General features: G+C 70.3%; 1 protein-coding gene. It reads right to left on the reverse strand.

All coding sequences use genetic code 11. The annotated features are described in order from the left end of the window. Nucleotides 1-30 precede the first annotated feature (30 nt). Nucleotides 31-25,044 carry a calcium-binding protein gene (locus ABZ477_RS15475; protein WP_360134929.1) on the reverse strand — a complete coding sequence of 8,338 codons (25,014 nt, stop codon included), beginning with the start codon at nucleotides 25,042-25,044 and terminating at the stop codon, nucleotides 31-33. Nucleotides 25,045-25,052: the final 8 nt, after the last annotated feature.

The following is a 25,052-nucleotide window of genomic DNA, read 5'->3' on the forward strand; positions in this document are numbered from 1 at the left end:
CGGATGCTAGGGCCTGGCGCCGGACGAGCGTCACTTCTTGCCGCGGCCGGGCTTCGTCGGCTCCGCCGGCGCGGGATCGGCCGGCGTCGGCGTCGTGGGAGTCGGCTCGGTCGCGGCGGAGGGCGTCGTGGGAGTCGGCTCGGTCGCGGTGGGGGGCGTCGTGGGAGTCGGCTCGGTCGCGGCGGAGGGCGTCGTGGGAGTCGGCTCGGTCGCGGTGGGGGGCGTCGTGGTGCCGGCGGTCGTACCCGACCCGGCGCTCGTGCCCGATCCGGCAGCGCTCGTGTCCGAGCCCGCGCTCGCACCCGCCCCGGCGGTCGTGCCCGACCCGGCGCTGCCCGACCCGCCTGTCGTCCCGGAGCCGCCGACCGCGACCGTCGCGGCGGCCGGCGGACTGTAGCCGTCGGTGCGGATGCGCAGTGAGTCGTAGGTCGCCGTCCCCGCGACGACGACGAACCCGAAGCGTCCGTCGGCGAGGGCGGCGTTGTAGGCGCGCGACCGGACGAAGGCCCCGTTGAGCGTCAGCGAGACCGACGCGCCCTTGATCGTGAGCATCAGCGTGTACTTCGTGCCCGCTGCGAGGCTCGCCCACGCGACCGACTCGTCGACGACCGTCTGGGCGCCGACGACGTGGCCGAACACGACGGCCTTGGCGACGAGGTCGAGCATCACGAACTTGTAGTCCGTCAGCGAGTAGTAGTCGTAGACGAAGCCCGCCTTGCCGCCGGCGGTGAGCGAGACGATCGTCGTCAGCTCGAGGTACGCGTTGGCGGCGAGCGTCGCCCCGATCCCCGCGAGCGAGACGGATGCCGGCGCCCCGGCCGCAGCCGACCCCGTCAGCGCGCCTGAGGTCGCGGTCCACGTGCCGCGCACTCCCCCGACGATGCCGGGGCCGGAGGCGAACTCCTCCGTCGTGTCGAGCGTGATGGAGGGCGGCAGCACCTGCACCGAGATGTTGTCGAACTTGCCGCGGGCCTTGTCCGACCCGACGCCGACGAAGCCCTTGTTGAGCCCGACGGCAACGCCGTCCAGGATCCGCGGCGCGAACGTGTAGGTGAAGGCCGCCGTCCCGTCGAGCATGACGGTCACCGTCGTGCCGTTGACCGCGACGAGCATCGTGTACCACTTGTCGGACTTCACGCCGCCGTTGACGACCGCCTGCACGTCGACGATCCAGCCGGCTGCGGTGCGGTGTCCCATCACGAGCTTGTTCGTCGACTGGTCGACGCCCGCGAACTTGAAGTCGGTCGGCGTGAAGTAGTCGAAGATGACGTACGCGTTGGCCTTCCACCCGCCCGTCGGCTTCGTGAGGTACACCTGCGCGTTGATCTCGTAGTAGATCGGCAGGTACTGGTCGATGTAGTAGACCGCCGCCGCGTCGCCCCCGGTCGAGGCGGCGGTCACGCTGAGGTTGCCGCCGGACGCCGTGAACACTCCGGAGTCGGCGAAGAAGGCGTCGGCACCCGAGTCGAACGCCGCCGACCGCAGCACGTCGCGCTTGCCTCCGGGCACGTTGCCGGGCTGCGGGTCGCGCGGGCCGCCGGTCTGGTCCTGCCACGCGTCGTCCTTCTGGTTGACGAGGCCGATCTCGCCCCACGGCTCGCCGTTGCGCGGGATCGAGATGTCGCCGGCGAGCTGTGCGATCGTGAAGTCGGCACCCTGCGCGGCCGACAGCTGGTAAAGGAACTCCTGCAGGCCGGGGTTCAGCTGCCGGCTCACGGTGCCGATGCCGAACGGGGCGAACGGCACGAGGTAGCTGTTGAACTCGCCCGCCCAGTCGATGAGGCGGTCGCCGCCCGTGTTGGCGATGAGGACGTCCAGGCCGGCACCGCCGTAGGCGCGGTCCTCGTACGAGACGTTGGTGTCGGGCTGGTCGTTGAGCCCGGCATTGGTCGTCAGGACGTCGTCGAGGTTCATGAGGTCGTTGCCCCAGCCGCCCCACGCGGTGTCGCGGCCCGTGCCGCCCACGATCCAGTCGGCGCCGTGGTCGCCGAACAGGACGTCGTCGCCGTCGGTGCGCGTCGTCGTGGCGACCGCGTCGAGCCAGCCCTCGGTGTGCAGGAAGTTGAGGAACCACTCGTGGCCGCCGGCGAGCATGATCTTCGTCATCGGGTTGTACTCGTCGTAGAGCGCGAACTCGCCCGCCGCGTCGTCGAAGCCGAGCAGCGTGCCGTCGTTGAACGGCCGCGTGAAGTCGCTGCGGACGCCGCCCGGCACTCCGGCCTTGTAGCCGTAGCCCTCGATGAGCGCCTCGGCGCCGGAGAGGGCGTCCTCGCCGGATCCGCCGTGGATGAAGTCGTCGTCCCAGCCGCCGAACAGGATGTCGCTGGCGTACTGGGCGTCGAAGAGGGTCGCCGTGAAGACGCCGTTCACCGCGAACGGCGTGAGGTCGACGCGCTTGCTGAGCTTGCCGGTCGGGAAGATGATCGCGACCTGCACGCGACCGGGTGTCGTGATCTCGATCTGCGTCGTCGCGCTCGTCAGGCCGTTGAGCACCTCGGTCGAGCCGTTGCGGCTCGTGAAGATCCGGCCGTCGTCGCCGAGGATGCCGTCGACGCCCGTGCCGCCGGAGATCCAGTCGTGACCCCAGCCGCCGACGAGGTCGTCGTCGCCCGCGTCGCCGAACACGACGTCGTTGCCGCCGCCCGCGTACACCGTGTCGTCGCCGGACTCGCCGTGGATCTCGTCGGCTCCGATGACGTCACCCGTCAGCGCGGCGGGCGCGAAGTCCGGGCCGCCCGGCGTGTAGTCCAGGAGCGTGACGGCCCGCGGGAGGAGCTTGACGGCCTCGCCGTAGTTGTCGTACGTGAACTGCAGGTAGCCGCCGCCGGCGCCGTTGTTCACACCCACGAGCCGCACGATGTTGCCGTTGTCGCCGACGATGTTGTCGGAGTCGCGCCCGTGTCCGGCCTCGTAGTAGTTGCGGCCGACGTCCGTGCCCGCACCGCCGAAGATCATGTCGGCGCCGTCGGGACGGTCGTTCTTCGTGACGAGGCTGAAGAAGCTCGAGCTGCCGCCGATGATGTCGTCGCGGCCCAGGTTGCCGAAGATCGTGTCGGCTCCGCCGCCGCCCTCGATGTAGTCGTCGCCGTCCGTGGTCTGCTCGGTGGACGGCACGATGACGAGGGCGCCCGTCGCGCGCGACCATCCGACGTCGGCGGCCGGGGTGTCGGTGATCGAGCCGTCGCCCTGGATCGTGTCGTCGCCGAGCTGGCCGAAGAGGATGTCGTCCGCAGCGCCGCCCGCGAGGTAGTCGCTGCCGAAGCCCGAGGTGGTGGTGGCGGTGTGGTCGAGGAAGACGATCCCGAAGTCGCTCCACGCCGTCGCACCGGCGGGGTTGCTCTTCGCCGCATTGCCAAGCAGCGCGGCGCCGGAGGTCGTGCCCGTCGTGCTGTAGATCTGGCCGCCCGTGAGCACCTGGAAGCGCAGGCTCGTGTGGTTGCCGTACCGGCCCGTGCGATCGAGGGCGACGTTGTCGCCGAAGACGAGGTCCTCGCCCGTGCCGCCGTCGATGCGGTCGTTGTCGGCGCCGCCGACCAGGACGTCCTGGCCGGCCTCGCCGCGGATCGTGTCGCGTCCGCCGATCGCGTTGTCGATGACGCGGACCGTGAGCACCCGGAGGCCGGCCGCCGGTGCCGCGGGGGGCACCGCGAGCGTCAGCGTCGCGTGGTCGCCGAAGACGACGTCGGCCTCGGCGCCCGCCGCGATCCAGTCGCCCGCCGCGCCGCCGAGCACGATGTCGATGCCGCCACCCGTCGTGATGGTGTCGCCGCCGCCGATCGCCGGGTCGGTCGTCTGGAGGTCGCCCGCCGTGATCGGCAGCGCGCCCCAGGCCTGCGTCGTGGCGTTCGTCGCGGTGTACCTGCCGTTGTCGCCGAGCACGATGTTGCGTCCGTGCGACGCCGTGATCGTGTCGCCGCCCGTGCCGCCGATGACGAGGTCGTCGCCCTTGCCGGTCGTGATCACGTCGGCGCCGCCGTGAATGGGATCGATCGACCACACGAGATCGAGGTCGGCGGGGGTGTCGCTGCCGCCCACGACCCAGTCGAGCAGACCGTGGTCGCCGAAGACGATGCCGACAGCATCCGTCCCGCCGTTCTCGTCGCGGTTCGTCGTGATCGTGTCGCCCGCGGCGCCGCCGAGGACGATGTCGGCGCCGATGCCGGTCGTGATGACGTCGGCGCCGCCGATCGTCGGGTCGATCGTCGTCACGAAGCCGACCGGCTGCACCTCGCCGTCGGTGAAGTCGTCGGGTCCGCCGCTGCCGGACTGCGCGACGACCGCACCGGTCGTGGCGTCGACCCACTGGACGAGTCCGCGGTCGCCGAAGACGAGGTCGCCGCCGACGCCGCCGTGCAGCGTGTCGTTTCCGATGCCGCCGAAGATGACGAGCGGGAGCGTCGAGGCGTGACCGTTGACGGTGTCGTCGTCGTTCGCGCCGGCCGGGAGGATCGCGCCCGTGGCCGGCATCGTGAACGTCGGCAGGACGCTCGTGCGAGTGACCTCGACGAGGACGTGCGCCGGAGCACCGTCGCGCTGCGCGGACGTCGCGAATTCGAGGTGCGTGCCGACGAGCTGGATCTCGGACGCGTCGAGGAGCCGGCCGTTGACCCACACGCGGTACCCGACGAGGCCCGCCGTCGTTCCGAGCTCCGCCGAGCTCGACCAGGTCGTGAGCCGCAGGGTCACGGTCACGACGTCGCCCGGTGCGAGCGAGTCGAAGAGACCGACGAGGTCCAGGCGAGACGACGCGACGTACCGCGAGGCGGAGACGAGCGAGCCGTTGACGCGGATCTCGTGGACGATGTCGGCGCTGAGGGGCTCGTCGCCGTCGTCGAGGTCGGCGCCCAGGCCCAGCACGTTGTCGTTCGGGCCCTGCGTGTTGAGGACGAAGAAGCCGTCCTGGTTCGCCGTGAGGTTCACCGTGACGGTGTCGTTCCCGAGGCCCGTGTTGAGCCATGTCGTCGTGCGGACGCCGGCGCTGCTGCTTGTGCCGTCGATCGTGATGGTGTCGGCGGATCCGCTCGTCCAGATCCGGATGCCGTCGGCGAACGTGCCGCCGGCGCTCGCCCGCCACGAGATCCCGGCGAGCGCGAGGCCCAGGACGTAGATCTCGCGCTCGGCGGTCGCGGCGAGCGCGGCATCCCGTGCGAGGGCCGCGGCCGCGGCATCCGTGATCAGTACATTCGGGTCGCCGGCCGCGGCGCCCTCGTCGCTCAGCAGCAGCGTGTGGCGGCCTGCGCCGAGGTCGAGGTTCAGCGTGCCCAGGATGCCGTCGAGGTCGCCGGCGAGGAACTGCGGGAAGCCGTTGAGCGCGACATCCGCCTTCGACGAGATGTAGACGCGGTCGTCGCCCGCGCCGAAGGAGACGTTCGTGACGGGCAGCGTGCCGCGGATGTTCAGGACGTCGGCCCCGGAGCCGAGCGCGATGTTCAGCGTCTCGAGCCCCGTGTAGCGGATGCCGGAGAGGGTCGCGCCGTCCGTCGCGACGGCCGTGGCGCCGACCGCGGCGAGCTGGATCGTGATGGGGAGGTCCGGGTCTTCATTGACCTCGCCTCGGAAGCCGATGAGGTAGGTGCCGCCGACGAGCCACACGTAGACGCTCGCTGCGCACCTCGTCACGTCGCCCGTGCCGCAGCTCAGCGGAGTCGGGAACAGGAGGGCCTGCAGAGCCGCCCGGACCGCCTCGGCGGTCGCGCCGGCGGCGAAGGTGACGGCGCCGATGCCCGTCTCGGTCCCGCCCTGGCGCTGCGACAGGAGGATCGTGAAGCTTCCTCCGCGCGGCGTGACGGCGTAGATCCGGTCGAGCGGGCGGCCGAGCTCGTCCAGGCCGGCCCGCGGCTGCAGGTCGCTGCCCGTGAACGTGTCCTGCGTGAGCCAGGCCCGCAGCGCGTCGGAGTCGCCGTCGTCGCGCAGGTGCGCGACGTCCGTGCCGACGCCGCCGTCGAGGACCAGCAGGGCCCGCAGCAGGTCGAGGAGCCCGGCGACCGTGCCGACCGTGAACGTGTCGTCGTCGGTGCTGCCCAGGAGCGGCGTCGAGGCGCTCGTCGGACCGCCGATGACGCGCGTGTGCCCGTCGATCGTGCGGATCAGGATGCTGTCGTCCCCGGGGCCCGCATCGATCGTCGTCGTGCCCGCATGAGTGGACTCGACCGTGAAGGTGTCGTCGCCGTAGCCGAGCAGGATCGTGAGGTCCTCGAACTGCGTGTAGCCGATGCCGCCGAGCACAGGCCGGCCGGCGAGCGAGTAGTCGTCCGCCATGCCGAGGCCCGTGATGCGGTCGCTCGTGAGGGTCCCGACGTCGGCGGCGGGGCTGTCCTCGTTGTGGACGACGAGCGTGTCGACCTGCGCCGGCTCGATCGCCTGCGCCGTGCTCGCCGTGACGGGCAGCGGGTGACCCGAGACCTCGCCGGGCAGCGTGATCGGGAGGTAGCCCTCCAGGCCGAGGGCGACCGGCGGGTTGGGGTCGTCGCCGCCCGAGATGAACAGCGGCCCCTGGATGAGGTGCAGGCGGCGGGCCGAGTCGGCGAACTCCTGGATGTCGCCGCCGTCGACGACCGCGTCGTCGATCGCGCGGACGTAGACGGTGCGCTCCGTGGCCCAGTCGCCACCGGCCGCGACGAACGTGAGCGAGAGCTGGTTCACCCACGTCGTGCCGTTCCAGATCTGCAGCTGGCGCGCCGCCGGGAGGCCGATGCCCGTGAACGACGTGATCGCGTCGAGCTTGACGGTGATGACCTCGCCCGCGGCCGGCGCGCGGGTGAGCCGCACGGTGTAGGTCGCGTAGGCGCCGAACTGGGCGGAGGCTCCGCCGAACAGCGGGTCGGTCGCGCCCTCGACGAGGCGGATGTCGCCGCCGATCGGGGTGATGACGACGCCGGCGCTGTCGCCGTCGTGCACGAGGACCGTGACGGGTGCGAGCACGACGCCCGGGATCTCGGCGATGTAGAGCTTCGTGACACCGGGGACGAGCGTGCCGGCGCCCCACGCGTCGGTGACGGTGATCGAGTTGCCGCTGTTGAAGGCGATCGTCCGGTAGGTGGCCGTGCCGTTGGCGCCGACGACTCGCAGGAGCGCTCCGCTGAGCGAGCCCGCCGGGAGGGTCACGCCGGTGAGGGTCACGGTCCTGCCGCCGTCGGTCACCGAGCCGACCGTGCCGACGAGCTCGGTCTGCACGAGCGGCGCCGTGTAGCCGATGACGACGAAGGAGTCGCCGGCGGCGGGAGCGGCATCCCACTCCCCCTCGATCTCGATCGTCGTGGCGGTGTTGCTCCAGACGCGCGCGATCTGCCCGGCTGCGGCACCGCTCGTGAAGCGGATGAGCTGGCCCTTGAGCGATCCGGGCGTCACGCCGAAGCCCGAGAAGGCGAACTCGTTCGCGAGGCCCGCCGCGCCGGTCATGGTGCCGGTCAGCTGGTCGCTCGAGGTCACGACGGCGGTGATCGCCTGGACGTGCTGCCCCTCGACCTTGGTGTCGTCGATCGCGCGGACCGAGACCGTGCGCACGCCCGGGGCTGCGAACGTGAGGGTGAGCGTCGTGACCCAGCCGCCGCCCGCGCTGATCTGCAGCCCCGTGGGCGCCGTCAGCTGGACCGTCACGGGTCCGCGCGGCGTCGAGATGATGCGCACCTCGTAGGAGGCCGTGGTCCCACCGGTGCCGCCTGCGGGCTCGATGACGCGGATGCCGCCGTCGGGCAGGACGACGGGCACCCCCGGTGCATCGTCATCGAGCACGCGCACGAACGTCGTGGCCACAAGCGCGCCGGCGTACTCGCCGCCCGTGACGATCGCATCGATGGGCGAGAACCACTCGCCCTCGGCGGCGAGGTCGTCGATCGCCCGGACGAAGATCGTGCGCTGGGCCGTGTCGCCGGCCGCGAAGTCGAGCGTCACGGAGGTCTGCCACGTGACGCCGTCGAGCGAGAGCTCGATGTAGCGGGCGCGGGTCGTCGCGGTCGGGTCGATGGCGGGGCCCGTGAGCGTCACCTGCACGGCCGTCAGCGGAGCCTTGGTGAGCCGCACCGTGACGCTGCGCGCAGTGCCGCCCTCGGTCACGACGAGCGAGCCGCCGACGGGCGCGACGACGACGGTCGGCTCGTCGTCGTCCATGATCTCGGTTGCGATGCCGTCGACGGGGATGAGCGCCCACAGCGAGTTGGTGACCGAGCTCTCGACGGAATGCCGGATGAGGCCCGTGTGGCCCAGCAGGTCGTTCGCCTGGACGGCCGGCGCGCGGCTGCCGACCTCGACGCGGTCGGAGCCGAGACCGCCGAAGATCGACAGCTCGACGGCCGGGTTCGTCGACAGGACGTGGAAGACGTCGTCGCCCTCCATGCCGTAGATCGACACCTTCTCGACGTTGACGTAGCGGATGACGCGGCCCGCGCCGTAGACGCCGCCTGCCGTGATGACGAACGTGTCGCCGAGCTCCGTGCCGATGATCACGACGAGGTCGAAGCCCGAGCCGCCGTCGATGTTGACGGGTGCGTTCGAGGCGTACTGGATGAAGTTGCGGCCCTCGCCGGCGTCGAGCGCCGTCGCCTCGGACTCGCCGACGAACGACCGGATGACGAACGTGTCGTCGCCGGCGTCGCCGTAGAGGTTGAGCGTCGCCACGTTGCGGAAGACCTCGAAGACGTCGTCGCCCGTGCCGCCGCGGACAGTCGAGGTGAACGAGACGCCCCGCGTGAGCAGGCCGCGGGACGAGGAGAAGAAGTCACTGGCCGGGAACTCCGCGTCTCCCGTGTAGCCCGTGTACAGCTGGCCGAAACGGAAGACGTCGTTGCCCGAGTCGCCGTTGACCGTCAGGACCGAGGAGGTGTCGTCGAAGGCGAACGCGTCGTCGCCGCCGAGTCCGTTGACGACGACGCCGCCCGTCATCTCCTGGCCGTACGTGACCTTCTCGACGCCGTTGAAGGTGCCGGGGACCGTCGCGGTCAGCAGGGCGATGAGCGCACGCGTCAGGTTGCGGCGGAAGAGGAAGGTGTCGCCAGCGGCCGAGCCGTTCACGACGAGGATGTTCGTCCCGCCGTCGGCCGAGCTGTCGATCGTGTTGATGCGGCTGCTGCCGACGCCGAAGAGGTCGATGAGGAAGTAGTCGGAGTCGTCGCCGCCGTCGAGGTCGAGCGTCTGGCCCTGCATCGGGTTGACCGCGACCGGGTCGTGCACGGCGTTGACGACGAGCCAGTCGTCGCCGCTCTGGCCTTCGATCGTCGTCGTCCCCGACAGTGCCTCGACGAACACGCGGTCGTCGCCCGCCGCCGCGTGCACGTCGGTCACGCCGCTGTGGGTCGAGTCGATGTTCAGGATGTCGGAGCCCGCGCCGAGCGTCAGGTCGAGCGTCTCGAACGCCGAGTAGCCGATCCGGCCGTCCGTCATGCGCACCCAGCCCGGCGTCACGGCGGCGCCGCCGGCCTTGACGAGCGGGTGGCCCGCGACGGTGTTCGCGGTGAGGACGAGCGTCCGTCCGGCCGCGCCCGCCAGTGCGCCGGTCCAGGCGATGGTCCAGCGGGCGCCCGCCTTCGTGACGACGACGTTGCCGGCGCCGACCCGGGCCTCGAGGGCCGCCTGCACCTGGGCGGCCGTCGCGTCGAAGGCGAGCTGGCCGGTCGCCCCGAAGCCGGGGATCGAGAGCGTGAAGCGGCCGTTCACAGCGCCGGCGATCGTGAGGACCTGGACGAGGCTCGGCGTCGGCGAGCCGTTCGTCATGCCGAGGCCCGAGATCGAGCCGCCCGTGACGACGCCGATGCGGTCTGTGATCGTCGCGGCGTCGTCGAGGTACAGCGTGTCGGCGCCCGCACCGCCGGTGAGGGTGAGCGGGGCCTGGATGCCGACGACGTTGCCGCCGACGCCCGTGAGGGTCGAGCTGATCCGGACGATGTCGTCGTGCGCGCCGGTGTCGATCGACGTCGCGCCCGAGATCGTGCGGACGATCACGAGGTCGGCGCCGTTGTTGGTCGTGAGTGCCGTCGTCCCGCCGTGCGTCGAGTGGATGGTGAAGGTGTCGCCGCCCGAGCCGAGGTCGATCGTGAGCTGCTCGAAGGTCGTGTAGGTGATGCCGGCGGCGGCCATCCCGAGGCCCTTGACGGTGTTCGACGTGAGCTCGCCGGTGTTCGGCGCGGTGTCGCCCGTGTCGTCGATCGACAGGAGATCGGAACCGGTCACGGCGCCCGGCCCCGAGCCTCCGTCGAGGATGAGCGCCGCGCCGATCGCGTTGACGTTGCCGCCCGTGTTGGTCCACGCAGAGTTCGTCGTGCCGGCGTCGGCGGCCTTCGAGCCGACGGCGACGCGGTCGGTGTGCTCGCCCGTGTGGATGCGGTGCTCGACCTGGATCGCGCGGACAGCGACGCGGTCACCGCCGGCGAGGGTGCGGATCTCGACGAGCTCGACGCCGCCGTACGTGATCGTGCCGAGTTCGGTCATCACGCCCGCGGCGTTGAACGAGACGCGGCGGATGCGGCTGCTCTGCGTGCCGGCGGGCGGCGCGGCGACGACGTCGACGATGAGGTCGTCGGGAGCGGTCGAGCCCCACACGTGCAGTCGATCCGAGCCGGCCGAGCCGCTCACGTGGACGGCCATGCCGGTCGAGCGGGTCAGCTCGATGCGGACGAGGTCGTCGCCGGCACCCGGGTCGACGTATGCGGTGCCCTGCCACGGGTCGGCCGTCAGGGCGCTGCCCGCGACGAGGACAGACCCGTCGGCATCGCCGATGAGGATCGTCGTGGCGCCGCCTCCCGTCGAGTTCAGGCGCGCGACCTCGAAGAGGTGGTCGAGGTTCTCGGCGATCGACCCGACGCCGAAGTCGGTGCCCACGACGAGACCGACGACGAAGAGGTTGCCGTAGAGGCCGAAGTCGCCGGTCGCGAAGGACTCGATGAGCGTGTCGAAGCCGCCCGCGTCGATGAAGGTGTCGCGGCCGAGACCGCCCGTCACGAAGTCGTCGCCCGAGCCGGAGTCGAGCACGTCGTCGAACCGCGAGCCGACGAGTGTGTCGCCACCCGTCCCGCCGACGAGCGTCAGCGCGAGGAGGTCGTCCGTTACGCCGGCCGCGCTGATGCTGTCGGCGCCGCCGCGCCCGTCGACGATGAGGGCGTCGCCCTGAGCGCGCACGGCTCCCGCGATCGTCACGGCGTAGCCCGAGGCCGTGAGGACGGCCTTCGGGCCGGCCGTCGTGGAGACGGCGAAGACGTCGCCCGCCGTCGCCGAGCCCCGCACCGTCACGATGTCGGTGCCGCCGGCGCCCGCGAGGATGTCGATCGTCTGGATGCCGGAGCCCGCACCGGTCACGTCGTCGAGCGTGATCAGGTCGGAGCCGGCTCCCGCGTCGATCACGAGGTTCTCGATGCCGGTGCTGTCGGCCGCGTCGGCGCCGAGCGTGTAGCGGAGGCGTCCCGACGACGGGTTGGTGATCGTGATCTGGTCGGCGCTGCCGCCGAAGACGATGGTGAGGCGGTCGGTGCCGCTGCCGCCGATCACGACGATGGGCTCGGAGGAGGCGAACATCGCGGCCGTCGCGGTGATGACATCGTCGCCGGCGCCGCCGTTGTAGAGCTTGGCGGGGCCGGAGAGCGTGTCGTCGTCGTCGCCGCCGTTGAGGATGTCGCCCATGAGCCCGTCGGGCGCGAGGAAGCTGCCGACCAGGATGTCGTCGCCGGCGCCGCCGTTGAAGGTCACCGGACCCGTGCCGGTGTGGCGGAGGGTGTCGTCGCCGTCGCCGCCGTCGACGCTCGCCGTGGCGGTGCCGGCGACCGTGATGGTGTCGTTCTGAGTGCCGCCGCTGACCGAGCTCCCCTGACCCGATCCCTGCAGCAGGACGGTGTCGTTCCCCGAGCCCATGTCGAACGTCACGGGGATCTGCACGCTCGGGTCGATCACGACGCTGTCGACGCCGTTGTCGAAGAGGGCGTGGATGCGCTCGACGTTGGCGTAGGTCCGCGAGTGGCCGAAGGCCGTGATCTTGATCGTCGCGCGGCCCAGGGCGTCCAGGGCCCCGATCTGCTCGATGTAGACGGACTCGTCCGTCGTGCCCTCCGAGACGTCGCGGGCGCTGCGGTGCTGCAGATCGCCGACGTTCAGCCACAGGTCGGTGTCGGTCGTCCTCCACTCGCGGAGGTCCCGGAACGGATCGGCGTGCCCCGTCGTGCCGTTGCTCGCGAGGTACGGCACGACGGGGAAGCGCACCGTGCCGATCTGGAAGGTGTCGCTGCGCGAGTACCACGTGCCGAGCACTTTGAACCGCACCGTGATGCGGAAGTTGAGCGGCACGTCGCCGTTGGAGTCGGCATTCCGCGAATCCGCCGAGACCGACAGCGCGAGCCCGACGCCGAGGCTGATCTCGAAGAGCTTGAAGTCGAAGTAGACCTCGACGCTCGCCGAGCCGCCGATGAAGAGCGTGTACCACTTGAGGCCGTCGTCCTCGTGGGACAGGAACGAGACTTCGAGACTGAAGTCGCCTCGGATGCCCATGAAGCTTCCGCCGAGCTGCATGCGGCCCGACAGGACGAGGCTGAAGTTGCCCTCCGAGTTGAGGAAGATGTTTCCGGACAGCGTCGCGATGAAGAAGTCCAGGCTCGCGTAGGCCGACAGGTACCAGTCGCCCGCCGAGAAGGTCGTGTCGGTCGCGCTGGTCTTGCCGACCTCGATCGTGAATCCGGCGTCGAAGCTGAAGAGCTTGAGGAGCGTGACGGATCCGGTCAGCTGGAGCTTGAAGCCGCGCTCGACACCCAGTCGGACCTGGTTGGTCGTGTTGATCCGCAGCTCGCCGCTCGCGCTGAGGCTGAATACGAAGGCGTCGGCCGACGCGCTGACGGCCACCTTCATGACGAAGCCGTCGTTGTAGATGCCTGCGACGCCGTTCGCGCTGAAGGTCAGCCCGGCCAGGTCGAACGCGACGCCGAACCTCATCTCGAAGGCGCCCGACGCGATCCGGATCTCGGCGAATCCCGTGCCGCGCGCGAAGCCGAGGAAGTTGATCGAGCCGTCGAGCCGCAGTAGGAATCCGGGGGCGACGTTCGTCGTGCCGAACAGCGCGTTGGCCCCCGTCGTGTTGACCGCCAGGACCGCGCTCACCGAGAAGCCGAGGTCGATCGCGCTTCCGAAGTCCGCGCCGAGCGACAGCTCCAGCCGCGCGACGAGGCCCTTGCTGTTGATCCGGAACCCGCTGTCGCGGATCACGAGACCGCCGAACGGCGAGAGCGAGGCGTTGCCGTTGACGATGAGGCTGACCTCGCTCGCCCCGATCGTGAGCACGACGTGGCCCGTGATGTCGAGCACGTTCATGACCTTGAGCGAGCCGTACATCTCGAGCCGGAAGCCCGCCACGACGCCGATCGTCTGGTTGGCGACGACGAGCTGGCCGTTCTGCCGCTGGAAGCCGCCGAACACCGTGACTCCGTTGACGGTCTGCGTGTCGACGACGAAGGTGCGGATCTGCCGCGTCGAGCTGAACGTGTTGATCTCGAGCAGGAACTGGCCGTTGAGCGACAGCCCGGGAATCGAGTTGACGCCGAGCGTCAGCTGCACGCGGCCCACGACGCCGGTCTGCGCGCCGACGTAGACGGCGAGGTTGAGCGCGCCCGTGAGCGAGCCCAGGTACGGGATGCTGGTCCCCACCATGCCGTCGACCTTGAGGTAGGCCGTGCCGGACGGGTCGATCGCCGCGGTGATGCCGACGAAGCCGGTGAGCGTGAAGGCGCCGCCGATCGTGAGCTCGGCCTGGATGCTCGCGACGATGTAGATGCTGCCGCCGGCCGGTGCGCTCGGGTCGGGCTGCCCGTCGATGCCGGGAGGCGAGGCGGGGATGAAGAAGACGGGAGCCTGGCCGGGCAGGAGCAGCGGCAGGAACGCGTTGGGGACAACGAAGGTCTGGTCGACGAGCGTCGTGTTGAAGATGACGTTGACCGAGCCCGTCGCCGAGAAGAGCGAGCCGATGTTCGGCAGGCCGATGCCGACGCCCGTGGCGACGCGGATGCTGCCGGCCACGCCGGGGATCGCGCCGTTGTCGGTGCGCGTCGAGATCATGAGCACGCCCGTCACGGAGCCGTACTCGAGGCGCGCCGCGCCGGCGCCGAAGGACATGTGGCCCGTGACGAAGAGGTCCATCGACGGCGTCGGCGGGTTGGCCGAGATGTTGAGGTACAGGCCGCCCTGGATCCGCATGATCTCGTTGCCGGCCGGGGCGATGATCGCCTGACCCAGGATCTGGAAGCCGAAGCTGAACGGCTGGAGGACGAACTCCTCGGTCAGGTCCGTGCCGCCGGGGCCGACGCCCGGGAGCGTGATCGTCTCGTTCTTGACCTCGTTCGTGAGGTTGATCCGCAGCTGTGCCGAGCCGCTGAGGTAGATGCCGTAGGGCCGCAGCGCCTCGAAGTTCGTCTCGATGGTCGCGACGCCCCAGAACTGCGGTACGGGGTACATGGGGTTCGAGGACTCGTCGCCGACAACGAGGACGAAGCGGCCGGCGGTCGCGCCGAGGGTGCCGAGCCCGTAGACGTCGATCTGACCCGCGAACGTGAGAATGAAGACCAGGCGCGTGTAGTCGATCTCGAGGACGACCTCGGCGTGGATGTGCAGGAGCGGCTCGTCGAGGAAGTCGCCCGCCTGCAGCAGGATGCCGCCGGACAGCTCGATGAAGAACGACGTCCCCTGCGTGATGAGGCGGAACGTCTGGCTGCCGCCCGCCGACGTGTTGCCGGCGGTGTCGGACCAGGCGCCGGCCGTGAAGGCCACCGTGACGGTCCCGGCGCTCAGGCCCGTCGCGTTCGTGAACGAGTAGAACGCGATGCCGTCGGCGAAGACGACCCCGTGGTAGGCGAGGCCCTCGCTGCCGCCGCCGGAGAAGCCCAGGTCGCCCGCGCCGAGCGTTCCGGCATCCACCTGCGCACCCGCCGTCGGCGTGAGGCGGACGCCGATCCAGGTGCGGGAGCGGATCGTCGCGGTCGTGAGCGTCTCGGCCGAGACCGTGGCCGAGTGCGTCGCGGTCGCGAACATCGTGCCCGACGTCGTCTGCCAGCTCGCGTCGACGAAGGCGATGCTGAGGGCGCCGATCGTGCCGCTCGTCGGGAAGCCGGAGAAGAAGAACCGGTAGACGTTCGATGTGCCCAGCCGCACCGCGGCGCCGATCACCGTGAGGTCGACGGCCTCGCCGTTGACGGTGACCGAGAGCCGGATCTCGGCGTCGGCGTCGGTGATGGAGCCGGGCGCGACGGCGACGCCGCCGATGTCGCCGAACGTGACGTCGATCCAGCCGCGGCCGATGAGGTCGTTGACGTCGAGGACGGAGCCGGGCGTCGGATCGGCCAGCGACGAAGTCGGAGCCGTGAGCCGCAGGGTCTCGGTCTCGCCCGAGTTGAGGCGCCCGCCGGTGTCGGCGAACCGGCCGGCCACGAAGGTGATCGTGTAGGCGCCGGCGGCGAGGTTCGCCGTGAACGCGTAGCGGTAGATGTCGCTCGTCCCGACGCGGACGGGGGCCGACAGGGTGATGAGGTTGCCGGCGGCATCCCGGAACTCGATCTCATCTCCGTTGATGGTCGAGTGGTCGATGTCGAAGCCGTCCGAGCCGCGGAAGCGGATCTCGAGGTACTTGAGGGCGTTGAGGAGGTCGCGGCCGATCGAGGAGCCGGAGAGCGGCACGGTCTTGCTCTCGTCGACGTCCGTCGTCGCGGGGTTGTCGGGGACGTTGCGGACGACATCCGCCGTCGCGCCGACGACCTGGAAGGACTGGGTCAGGGTCGTGACGGCCGGGGGCGCGCGGCTCGGACCGACGTCGAGCTGTCCGAGGTTGAACACGATGTCGACCCGGCCGGGACCGAAAGAGCCGCTCAGGAAGTAGCGCCACGTGTTGCCGCCGAGGTTCGCGAGCCCCACGATCTGGACGCCGTTGGCGCCCGGCCCGCTCAGCGAGAAGACGTCGAGGTCGAAGCTCGCCGGGTTGATCGGGAACTCGACGCCGTCGATCGTCGCCGGTGGGATGAACGTGACGTCGATGTAGGTCATCGCGCGGTCGGCGGGCATGTCGAGGGGCTGCGGGCCCGCCGGCTGCGTCCCGACCGTCGGCTGAGGGCCCGTGTAGGCCGTCGTGCCGTCGGCCTCGACGTAGCTCCACGCGCCGGAGGCGCCGAACGTCACCTCGACGTCGTCGCCTGCCTCGAGCGGCGCCGACAGCTGGTAGCGCACCCACAGCACGCCGTCCTCGACGCGCAGGATCGTGGGCGTCCCGACGACGGTGATGGTGACGGGCAGCCCGTTGCGCATGACCACGAGCATGAACTCGGGGTTGCCGTCGAGGATCGACGCCGGGCTGATCTGCAGACCGGTCGGCGCGACGAACGGGACGTCGATGAAGTTGCGGCCGGGAGCCGTGTAGTCCTCGGGGGTGACGGCCGTGCTGTCGGAGTAGCTGACGGTCGTCGGGCCGAGCGTGATGGTGGAAGTCGTCGGGTCGGCTGCGGCATCCCGTTCGACCAGCACCGGGATGCGGTAGACGAAGGCGCTCACCCGCTCGATCGCGCGCGTCGTGTCGCGCACGACGGTCCAGCCGGCGGCGGTCGCGGTGATCGTGAGCTCGCCCAGGCGCTGGATGATGGATGCCGCGTCGACCTCGTAGCCGGCGGGCAGCCCACCGCTCGGGAAGGTCACGACGAGCGTGTCGCTCCAGACCAGGACCGACGCCGTGGACTGCGTCAGGCTCGCGGCGGTCGGCGTGACGGATCCCGCGTACGACCAGGCGCCGGGCAGCCGCGTGAGCGTCACGGTCAGGCCCGCCTCGTACTCGCCGGTGAGCCAGAAGCGGAAGCGGATCTTGCCGCTGGGCGCACCCGTGATCTGCACCGGCGCGCGGGTGCCGTCGAGGACGATCGTGCCGAGGCCCTCGCCGTAGAGCTCGAACTCGGCCGCGAGGTCGAGGACCGACTGGACGTCCAGCGCGAAGCCGTTCACGCTCGCGTCGAAGTCGATGTCGATGAACGCCGTCGGCGTGATGTCGATCGTCGCCCCCGGCTGCGAGCCCGCCGTCACGGGACCGCGGTAGGCGAGCTCCTGGCCTGTGAGGCGCGCCGTGAGGTCGGCCGCCGCGCCGAAGGTCGTGACGATGACCGGGATGCGGAACTCGCCGGGCGTCTCGGTCGCGGTGATCGCGACGCTGGGGTCGACCGTGAGCGACCAGCCGGTGCCCTCGAACACGAGGCCGGCGAGGCGCTCGATGACCGAGGCGGGGTCGACCGTGAAGCCTGCAGGGAGGCCGAGCTGCCCGCCCGTCGGGAACAGGACGCCGATCGTCGTGCGGACGGGCAGCGGCGCCGGCTGGTCGTTCGCGTCGACGGGCCGCACGGGCTTGTCGGTGAGCGTCACAGCGCCGCTCGGCGTGAAGAGGTAGGACCAGCTGCCGGTGAGGAAGGTCAGGTTCACGGCGCCCGTCGTCGCGAACCGGCCGGTCAGCCAGTAGCGGAACTTGAGGGTCGTCGCCGTCGTCTGGATGAGCTGCGGAGCCTGCGTGCCGTCGACCTTGATCGTGCCGATGCCGGGACCCGACAGCTGGAACTCGGCGGCGAGGTCGGTGATGGAGGCCGGGTCGATCTCGAACAGCGTCGGGTGCGTGAAGGTGATCTCGATCCAGGCGCGACCGTTGATGACGTTGATGTCGACCGAGGCGCCCGGCGTCGGGTTCGTGATCGTCGCGGTCGCACCGGTCACGGTGAAGGTCAGCGTCTTGGCGGCGCTGCCGGCGCCCGTCGTCGTGCCGGCGTCGGTCGTGAGGTTCTCGTTCTTGACGGCGCCCGCGGCGAAGCTCACGGTCCACAGGCCCATCGCGAGGGCCCCCGTGCCGATCTGGTACCGGAAGCGCGTCGTGCCCGTGACGCGGATCGCCTCTTCGAGGAGGTCGGCACCGTCTTCGAGGTCCTCCACGAGCAGCACGTAGACCTTCTCGCCGTCCAGGACGTAGTACGCCCCTGTCGCGTCGGTCTCGAGGACGACGAACTCCATGCCCTCGTCGGTCGTCACCGCGACGATCGGAACGGGCCGGCCGGTGATGGTGCGGGACCCGGCGGTCGCGTGGGTCATCGTGAACTCGGACGTCGTGTCGAGGATGTGGCCGAGATCGAGGCTCGCACCCACCGGCGGCGTGTACGTGACGTCGAGGTACTTCATCGACCCGTTGGCGCCGTTGACGACGCCGTAGTCGATGGTCCCGCCGTTCGTCGTCGGCGCGCCGAGATCGATCGTCGGGGCGGTGCCCGTCGCGATGGGATCCAGCCCCTCGACGACGTCGAACGTGACTTCGTTGCCGGACGAGTTGCGGAAGCCCATCTTGAGCTTCCCGTACAGGGTCAGCAGGCGCACCTGGTCGGGGAAGTCGGCCAGGAACAGAATGACCACGTTGCCCGTGGACACCTTCGACAGATCGGCGTAGAGGCGACCGCTGATCGAGATGTTGTCGTCGGCGAAGTTGAGCGTGCCGACGATGAGGATCTTGCCGTCGGTGGAGATCTTGACGATCACCTGGCCGTTGAAGACGGCCTGGGACGTGTAGATCGAGTAGATCCGCGCGGATCCCGTGATGACCATGGGCGACGTGAACGCCGCGACGAACCCGCCCTGGGCGGGGTTGGCGGCGATGGTCTGCGCCTGCTTCGCGACCTGCTGCTGGAGCGAGAGCAGCCACTGGTCGGCCGTCAGGGCCGTCGGCAGCTGGAACGCCGACGACCGCAGCGCGAACGGGTCTTCGATCGACGGGAGCGTCTTGAAGAACTCCACGCCGCCGGCGAAGTCGTTGATCGTCAGGCCCGAGTTCGGTTCGAGCAGGATGCCGCCGGGCACGTTGACGCTGAGGTACACCTGCAGCGGCCCGAGCTCGGACAGGCCGATCCGGATGCCGAACCCGGCCATGCCGGCGATCGAGATGCTGCCCTCGAGGCCGAGGTAGAAGACCCGCTGGAAGACGGGCGTCGTCGTGTCGAAGACGCCGATGATCCCGTAGGCCGAGTTGAGCTTCAGGATGCCGCCGACGAGGCCCGCTGAGACATCCCCGCCGAACATCTTGCCCTTGACGGTGACGCCGATGGAGTCGATGCCGATGATGGGGAACTTGCCCTCGACCAGCAGCGACGGCTGGATGCGGATGCCCTCTATGGCGCCCGAGATCTCCAGGCCGGCGAGTCCCTTGATGCCTGTGACGCTCGCGGAGAGGATCAGGACGAAGTCCGCGGGCCGGTTCTCGATGTCGTCCCACTGGATGCCGATCGCGTCGATCTTGACGGGCAGGAACGACGGCCACTTGAACGAGTCGCCGGTCGCGGAGCCGACCGAGAGGAAGACGCCGAAACCCGTCAGCGCGCGGAACGATCCGTCGCCCGTGATGGCGAAGTTGCGGCCCTCGCCGCCGATGACGAGCCCGCCGATCGTGACCTTCGCCCCGACGGACTGGAACTGCACCATGATCTGCGAGCCCGTCGCGCCCGTGTCGAGGCGGAAGTCGCGCGCCGTGAGGGTCACGAATGTGCCGAGGCGGATCTCGAGGGTGTCGACCGTGAGCTGGAAGGCATCCACCTCGCCGTCGCTGAAGGTCAGCGCGATGCGGAACGCCTCGTCGTCGAGCGTCCCGTCCGGGCGCTTGTCGTCGGCCGTCACGCGGTCGGTGATCGTCGCGCCGTACGGCTTGCCCGGGAAGAGCTTCGCCCCGCCGGACGCGATGTAGATGACGCCCGTGAACCCTGCCGTGTCGCCGGCGGGTGCGCCCGCGGCCGGGAAGCGGACGTCCAGGCCCGAGACGCCGACACGGATGTCGTCGAACTCGAGGATGCCGCCGAACGTGATCTTGCGGTCGGCCGCCTGCGGCGTGAGCGCGTTGGCGGGATCGACCGGCGTCGTCGGCGGCAGGCCGTACGCGAGCTCGGCAGTGCCGAGGCGGAAGCCGTTGCCGAAGACCGTGAGACCCGGGATCTGGCCGGGGTCCAGCGTCTGATCGTTGTTGCGCGTGATGTTGGAGGACTGCGTGGGGTCGTACGGTCGCAGCGAGCCGGTGATGCCGAACCTCGGGAACGTGATCGTCGCGGTGTTGATGCGGACGAGCTCCTGGTCGGCGGGGCCTTTGGGGTCGTAGCCGATCTTGATGCCCGTCGCCTGCAGTCGCGCGACGTTCGGGATCTGCGCGTCCAGGCCCGCGACCTGCAGGCTCCACTTGCCCGTGAGGCGGATGTCGACGTTGCCGCCGAGGAGGCCGAAGACGTCGACCGCGAGCTCGAAGGAGCCGACGATCCCGACGAGGTCGACCGTGATGCCCGAGTTCGTCTGCGCCGTCGACGGCGCACCCGTGGTGGGGTTGCCGCCGAAGGCGAGCGACGCGCGCTGCACCCCGAGGATGACCGACAGGACGACCTTCCCGTCGACGAAGCCGAAGCCGCCGAGGCCGACGGTCGGCCCCTGCAGCGTGAGCGGCCCGAGCGCGATGGGTCCGCCCTCGACGAGCTCGCCGGCGGTGCCGGGGACGATCGCGAGGAGGAGGGTCTGCGACTGGTTGCTGGCGGGCGTGCCCTCGTCGGTCCGCACTTGTCCCGCCGTCATCGTGATGGTGACGTTGCCCGACCCCGTGAACAGGCCGAGCGTGTTGTTCGGGTTCTTGTCCTTGAGGAAGTAGCGGTAGGTGACCGACGTCGAGCCCGCCGCGGCGCCGGCGATGAGCAGGGGCGCGCCCACGATCCGCGGGCGGATGGTGCCCGGGTCGAACTCGAGGTCGCCCGTGAGGCCCGAGATCGTGAAGGGAGCGGGGCCGAGTTCGAGCGACTGCTTGTCGATCGGGGCGGCGGCCTGGCCTTCGGCGGCGGGGATCGAGGTGTAGACGATGTCGATGTAGCCCTGGGCGTTCAGCTGCGTGAGGCTCAGGCTCGGCACGGCCAGCGACGCGAGCGGTCCGGGCTTGGCACCCGGGGTCGCGGGAGTGAGGATGTAGAACTTCTCCTCTTCGCCGACCAGGAGCGCCGTGCTCTCGTTCGTGCCGTTGCCGTCGCCGTCGTAGCTCGCCGTGACGGTGCCGTCGTTGAACTTCACCGTGACGACGGCCGCCCCCGTGATCGGCGGGCCCGTCAGCGTGTACGCCCACGTGTTGGCTTTGCCGGCCACCTGGACGGGGGCGCCCGCGGTCCACGTGCCGCTCACACCGGCCGCCGAGACGCTGATGGCGGGCGGGCCGGCGGCGACGGAGGCGACGTCGATCGATCCGGAGGAGGGTGTGAACGCGACCTCGATCGTGATGGGCGCCGTCGCCGAGACGCTGTTGCGGACGGGCGTCACGAGGTCTGCCGTCACGACGACCGGAATGGCGTCGGTCGTGGGAGGCGTGAGCTCGGCGGACGGCTTGATCGCGAAGTCGGTGACGCGGAACGCGCCCAGCTGGAACCCGGTCGCGGGCGAGATCGAGAACGTCGCGAAGCCGGTGAGCCCGACGATGTTCTCGCCGCCGATCTTCACGAGCGCCGAGGCGTTCCACAGCGAGACGCCCAGTGTTCCGTCGCGCTCCCGCGTGAGCCGCAGCGAGCCGCCGAGGGTGACGGCGCTGCCGGCGGTGATCCGGACGCCCGTCGCGGTGAAGCTGAAGACTCCGGGGGCGACGGCGCCCGTCATCCCGCCCATCGCGGCGAGCGTGAAGGACTGCGTGTCGTGCGTGTTGACCTGGAACGAGACGGTGCCCGAGATGCCGAGACCCTCGAGGCCGAGCAGCGCGATCGTTCCCGTCGCGCGCATCGCCCAGCCCGGCCCCGTCGCCGCCTTCTGGAAGGCGACCGAGGCGTTGCGGATCAGGACGCCGACCGCGTCGGCGCGGATCGTGCCGTCGGGGTTGATGCCCGAGCCGATGAAGAGCTCGAGGCCCGTGCCCGAGAAGGCGTTGGCGCTGATGGCGAACTGGCCCGCCTTGATCGCGATGACACCGCCGAAGCTGAAGCTGAGGTCCTGCACGATGAACTGGAAGCTCGGCGACGCGGGGACGTCGATCGTGAGCGTCTCGCTGCCGATCACGATCGACTGCTTGACGATGGCACCCGTCGTGTTGAGCGTGAAGCCGACCGAGGCGTCGAGCGCGAACGACCCGTCCGCGATCTTCGCGCGGCCGATGATGATGCCGGCGATGCCGCCCGTCGTGGTCTTGTCGGTGACGGCGGGGCCGGTCTGCGCGTTCTTGGGGAAGACGACGATGAAGCCGGAGCCCGAGACGAGGCCGGGGTTCGACCCGCCGTCGATGGTCTGGTCCTCGCTGATCGTGACGTTCGCGAGCGCGATCTTCGTGATCTGCGCGTTCTGCGGGCCGACCCGCTCGAACGCGAAGTCCGCCGTGATGACAACGGGGTCGGTCTCGCCGATCGAGATCTCGATGCCCTTGGCCGCGACCCGCAGGAACGGCCCGGCCGGCAGTGCGAGCACCCGCACGTTCGCCAGGAGCGAGAGCTTGGCGCCGTTCGCCTTCCATGTGACGACGAAGACGTCGCCGTCCATCGTGACCGTCACGAGATCCGTTCCGGCGCTGGAGTCGAGCAGCTCCTCGATCGCCGCGTCGACCGTCGCGAGGTCGGCGTCGAACGCGATCGGGTCGCTGATCTCGCCCTGCTCGAGGCGGCCGTCGAGGTCGGTGTCGTAGGCGAGCGTGAAGGTCCCCGCGTCGACTCCGACCGAGATGCGCTGGATCTCGGGACGCGACGCCGTGCCGTCCTGCTGCGTCGTGATCGTGACCCCCGCGAACTGGAAGATCTCGTTGACGACGACGCCCTTGCCGCCGACGAGGATCGAGTTCAGCTGGAGCGAGAGCTGCTCGACCTCGAGCCCGATCGGCAGGCCGAGGAGCTCGACCGCGCCGAAGATCTCGCCGGCCATCCCGTTGGGCGTGATGATGAAGGCCCCGCCGCCGTCCGAGAGGTGCAGTCCGACGTCGTTCGGGTCCGCCGTGCCGTCCGGGTCGATGCCGTCCCCGCCGTCGTCGCCGAGGAACATCTCGACGTCCGTGAAGGCGAGGCGCACGATCTTGGCGCCCGCCGCGGTCTTCTTCTGCTCGAAGAGCGCGACGCCCTTGAGCGTCTGGCCCAGGATGCCGATCGCGGCCGGCTCGCCCGGGAGTCCGATCTGGACGAGGAGGGTGTTCTTCGCGATCGCGATGTCGAAGTCCGTCCCGCCGACCTCGAGCTGACGTACTACGTCAATGGTCGTGTTGTTGATCTGGACGATGACGTCGGCGTCGATCGTGACGTCGGGCAGGACCTCGTCGTTGAGCTCGATGCTCGCGATGACGGCGCCCACGACGCCCGCGCGGGTGACGAGGATCGCACCCGTCTCGATGCGGGCCGTGACGTAGGTGCGCGTCCCGTCGCCGAGTGCGAGCTCGACGTTCGCGAAGGCGAGCTCGATCTCGCCGGTGGCTTGGTCCTTCGTGAAGGAGAAGTCGCCCGAGAGCCGCTGGCCCATGATCTCGAGCGTGATGTCGAGGCCGGCGACCGTGACGCCTCGCGTGATGAGGAGCCCGTCGACGCTCTTGTCGACCGTGAGCGTGTTGACGCGGACCTCGAGCGTCCCGGAGAACGTCACGCCGGGGATGAGCAGCTCGACGGTCGCCTGGACGCGGCCCGCGATGCCGCCGGGGGCGGCGCCCTTCGGGAAGATGTCGAAGGCGCCGGAGCCGTCGCGCACGACGACGATGTCGCGATCCGGGGTGCCGAGGCGCAGCCCGACGTTGGCGAAGCGGATCTTCTGGACGGGCAGGTCGGCGGCGGTCAGGAAGCCGTCGGCTCCGACAGGCGTCGACCGCTCGAACGAGACGTCGGCGGTGAGCCGCTGGCCGCCGATCAGGAGCACGAGGCCCGTCACGCCGACCTTGAGGTACGGGCCGGCCGGGAGTTCGAGGGTGAGCGTCTCGCCGCCCACGATGAACTCCTCGTCGACCGCGACGGGGATGACGCCGCCCGTCACGGTGCGGCGCATGTCGCTCAGCTCGACCGCGACCGTCGCGCTCGCCTCGAGGCCGGCGCCGAGGCGGATGGCCGCCTGGGCCGAGATGCGGCCCGCGAAGCCCTCGTTCGTGAGGAGGAGGAGCGCCGTGCCGTTGCTCAGGCGCATGCCGGTGTCGTCGCTGAGGTCGGCATCCGTCCCGCCGTCGTCGCCCACGAAGAGCGAGACGTTCGTCGCGGCGATGCGGAGGATCTTGACGTCGTCCGACGTGCCGGCGCGACGGTCGGCGCCGGCGCCCTGCACCTGCTCGAACATGAACGTGCCCGACAGCGTCTGGTCGAACACCTCGATGCCGCCCGTGATCGAGACCCGGACGAAGCGCCCGGCCGGCAGGTCGAGCACGACGGTGTCGGGCCCGACGACGAACGTCTGCGTGGCAGCCGTCGGCATCGTGTTGATCTGCAGGGCGATGACCAGGCCCGAGCCGAACGAGAACGGCACGTCGTCGAGTCCGACGAGATCGATCGTGCCGCTGACGTCGGCGGCCATGCCCGTCGTGGTCAGGAGGAGCGCGCCCTCGCCGTCCGTGAGCTTGAGGCCCACGTCGTTCGGCGTGGCGTCGGAGCCGGCGTCGACTCCGTCGCCGCCGTCGTCGCCGAGGAAGAGCGTCACGGCGGTCGCCGCGACCTTGACGACACGGGCCGTGCCGATGCCGCTCTGCTCGAACGTGAAGTTGCCGGTGAGCTTCTGCCCCGCGATGTCGAGCGACAGGTTCGTCGCCGTGATCGAGAGCAGTGACGTCACCGTGTTGACGTTGAGGACCATCGTGGCGGATGCCGACACCCCCGGCACCGTGAGCGCCACGACGCCCGACACGGTCCCGGTCATGCCGCTTGGAGCGGGAGCCAGCGTGAAGAGTCCGGAACCCTCGCTGAGCGTGAGGGCTCCTCCGCCGAGGCTCAGCGAGATGTGGGCGAGGACGATGGTCGTGACCCCGGACGCCTGCTGGAACGAGATGTCGCCCGTGAGCGTCTGCCCCGCGATCGACAGGACGATCCCCGTGCCGCCGACACGGATGGCGAGGTCGCCCTCGAGGTCGAGACTCACGGTGCGCCCGCCGAGCGTCACCGACTCAG

It is taken from the genome of Microbacterium sp. NPDC019599, assembly GCF_040632175.1.
Lineage (GTDB): Bacteria > Actinomycetota > Actinomycetes > Actinomycetales > Microbacteriaceae > Microbacterium.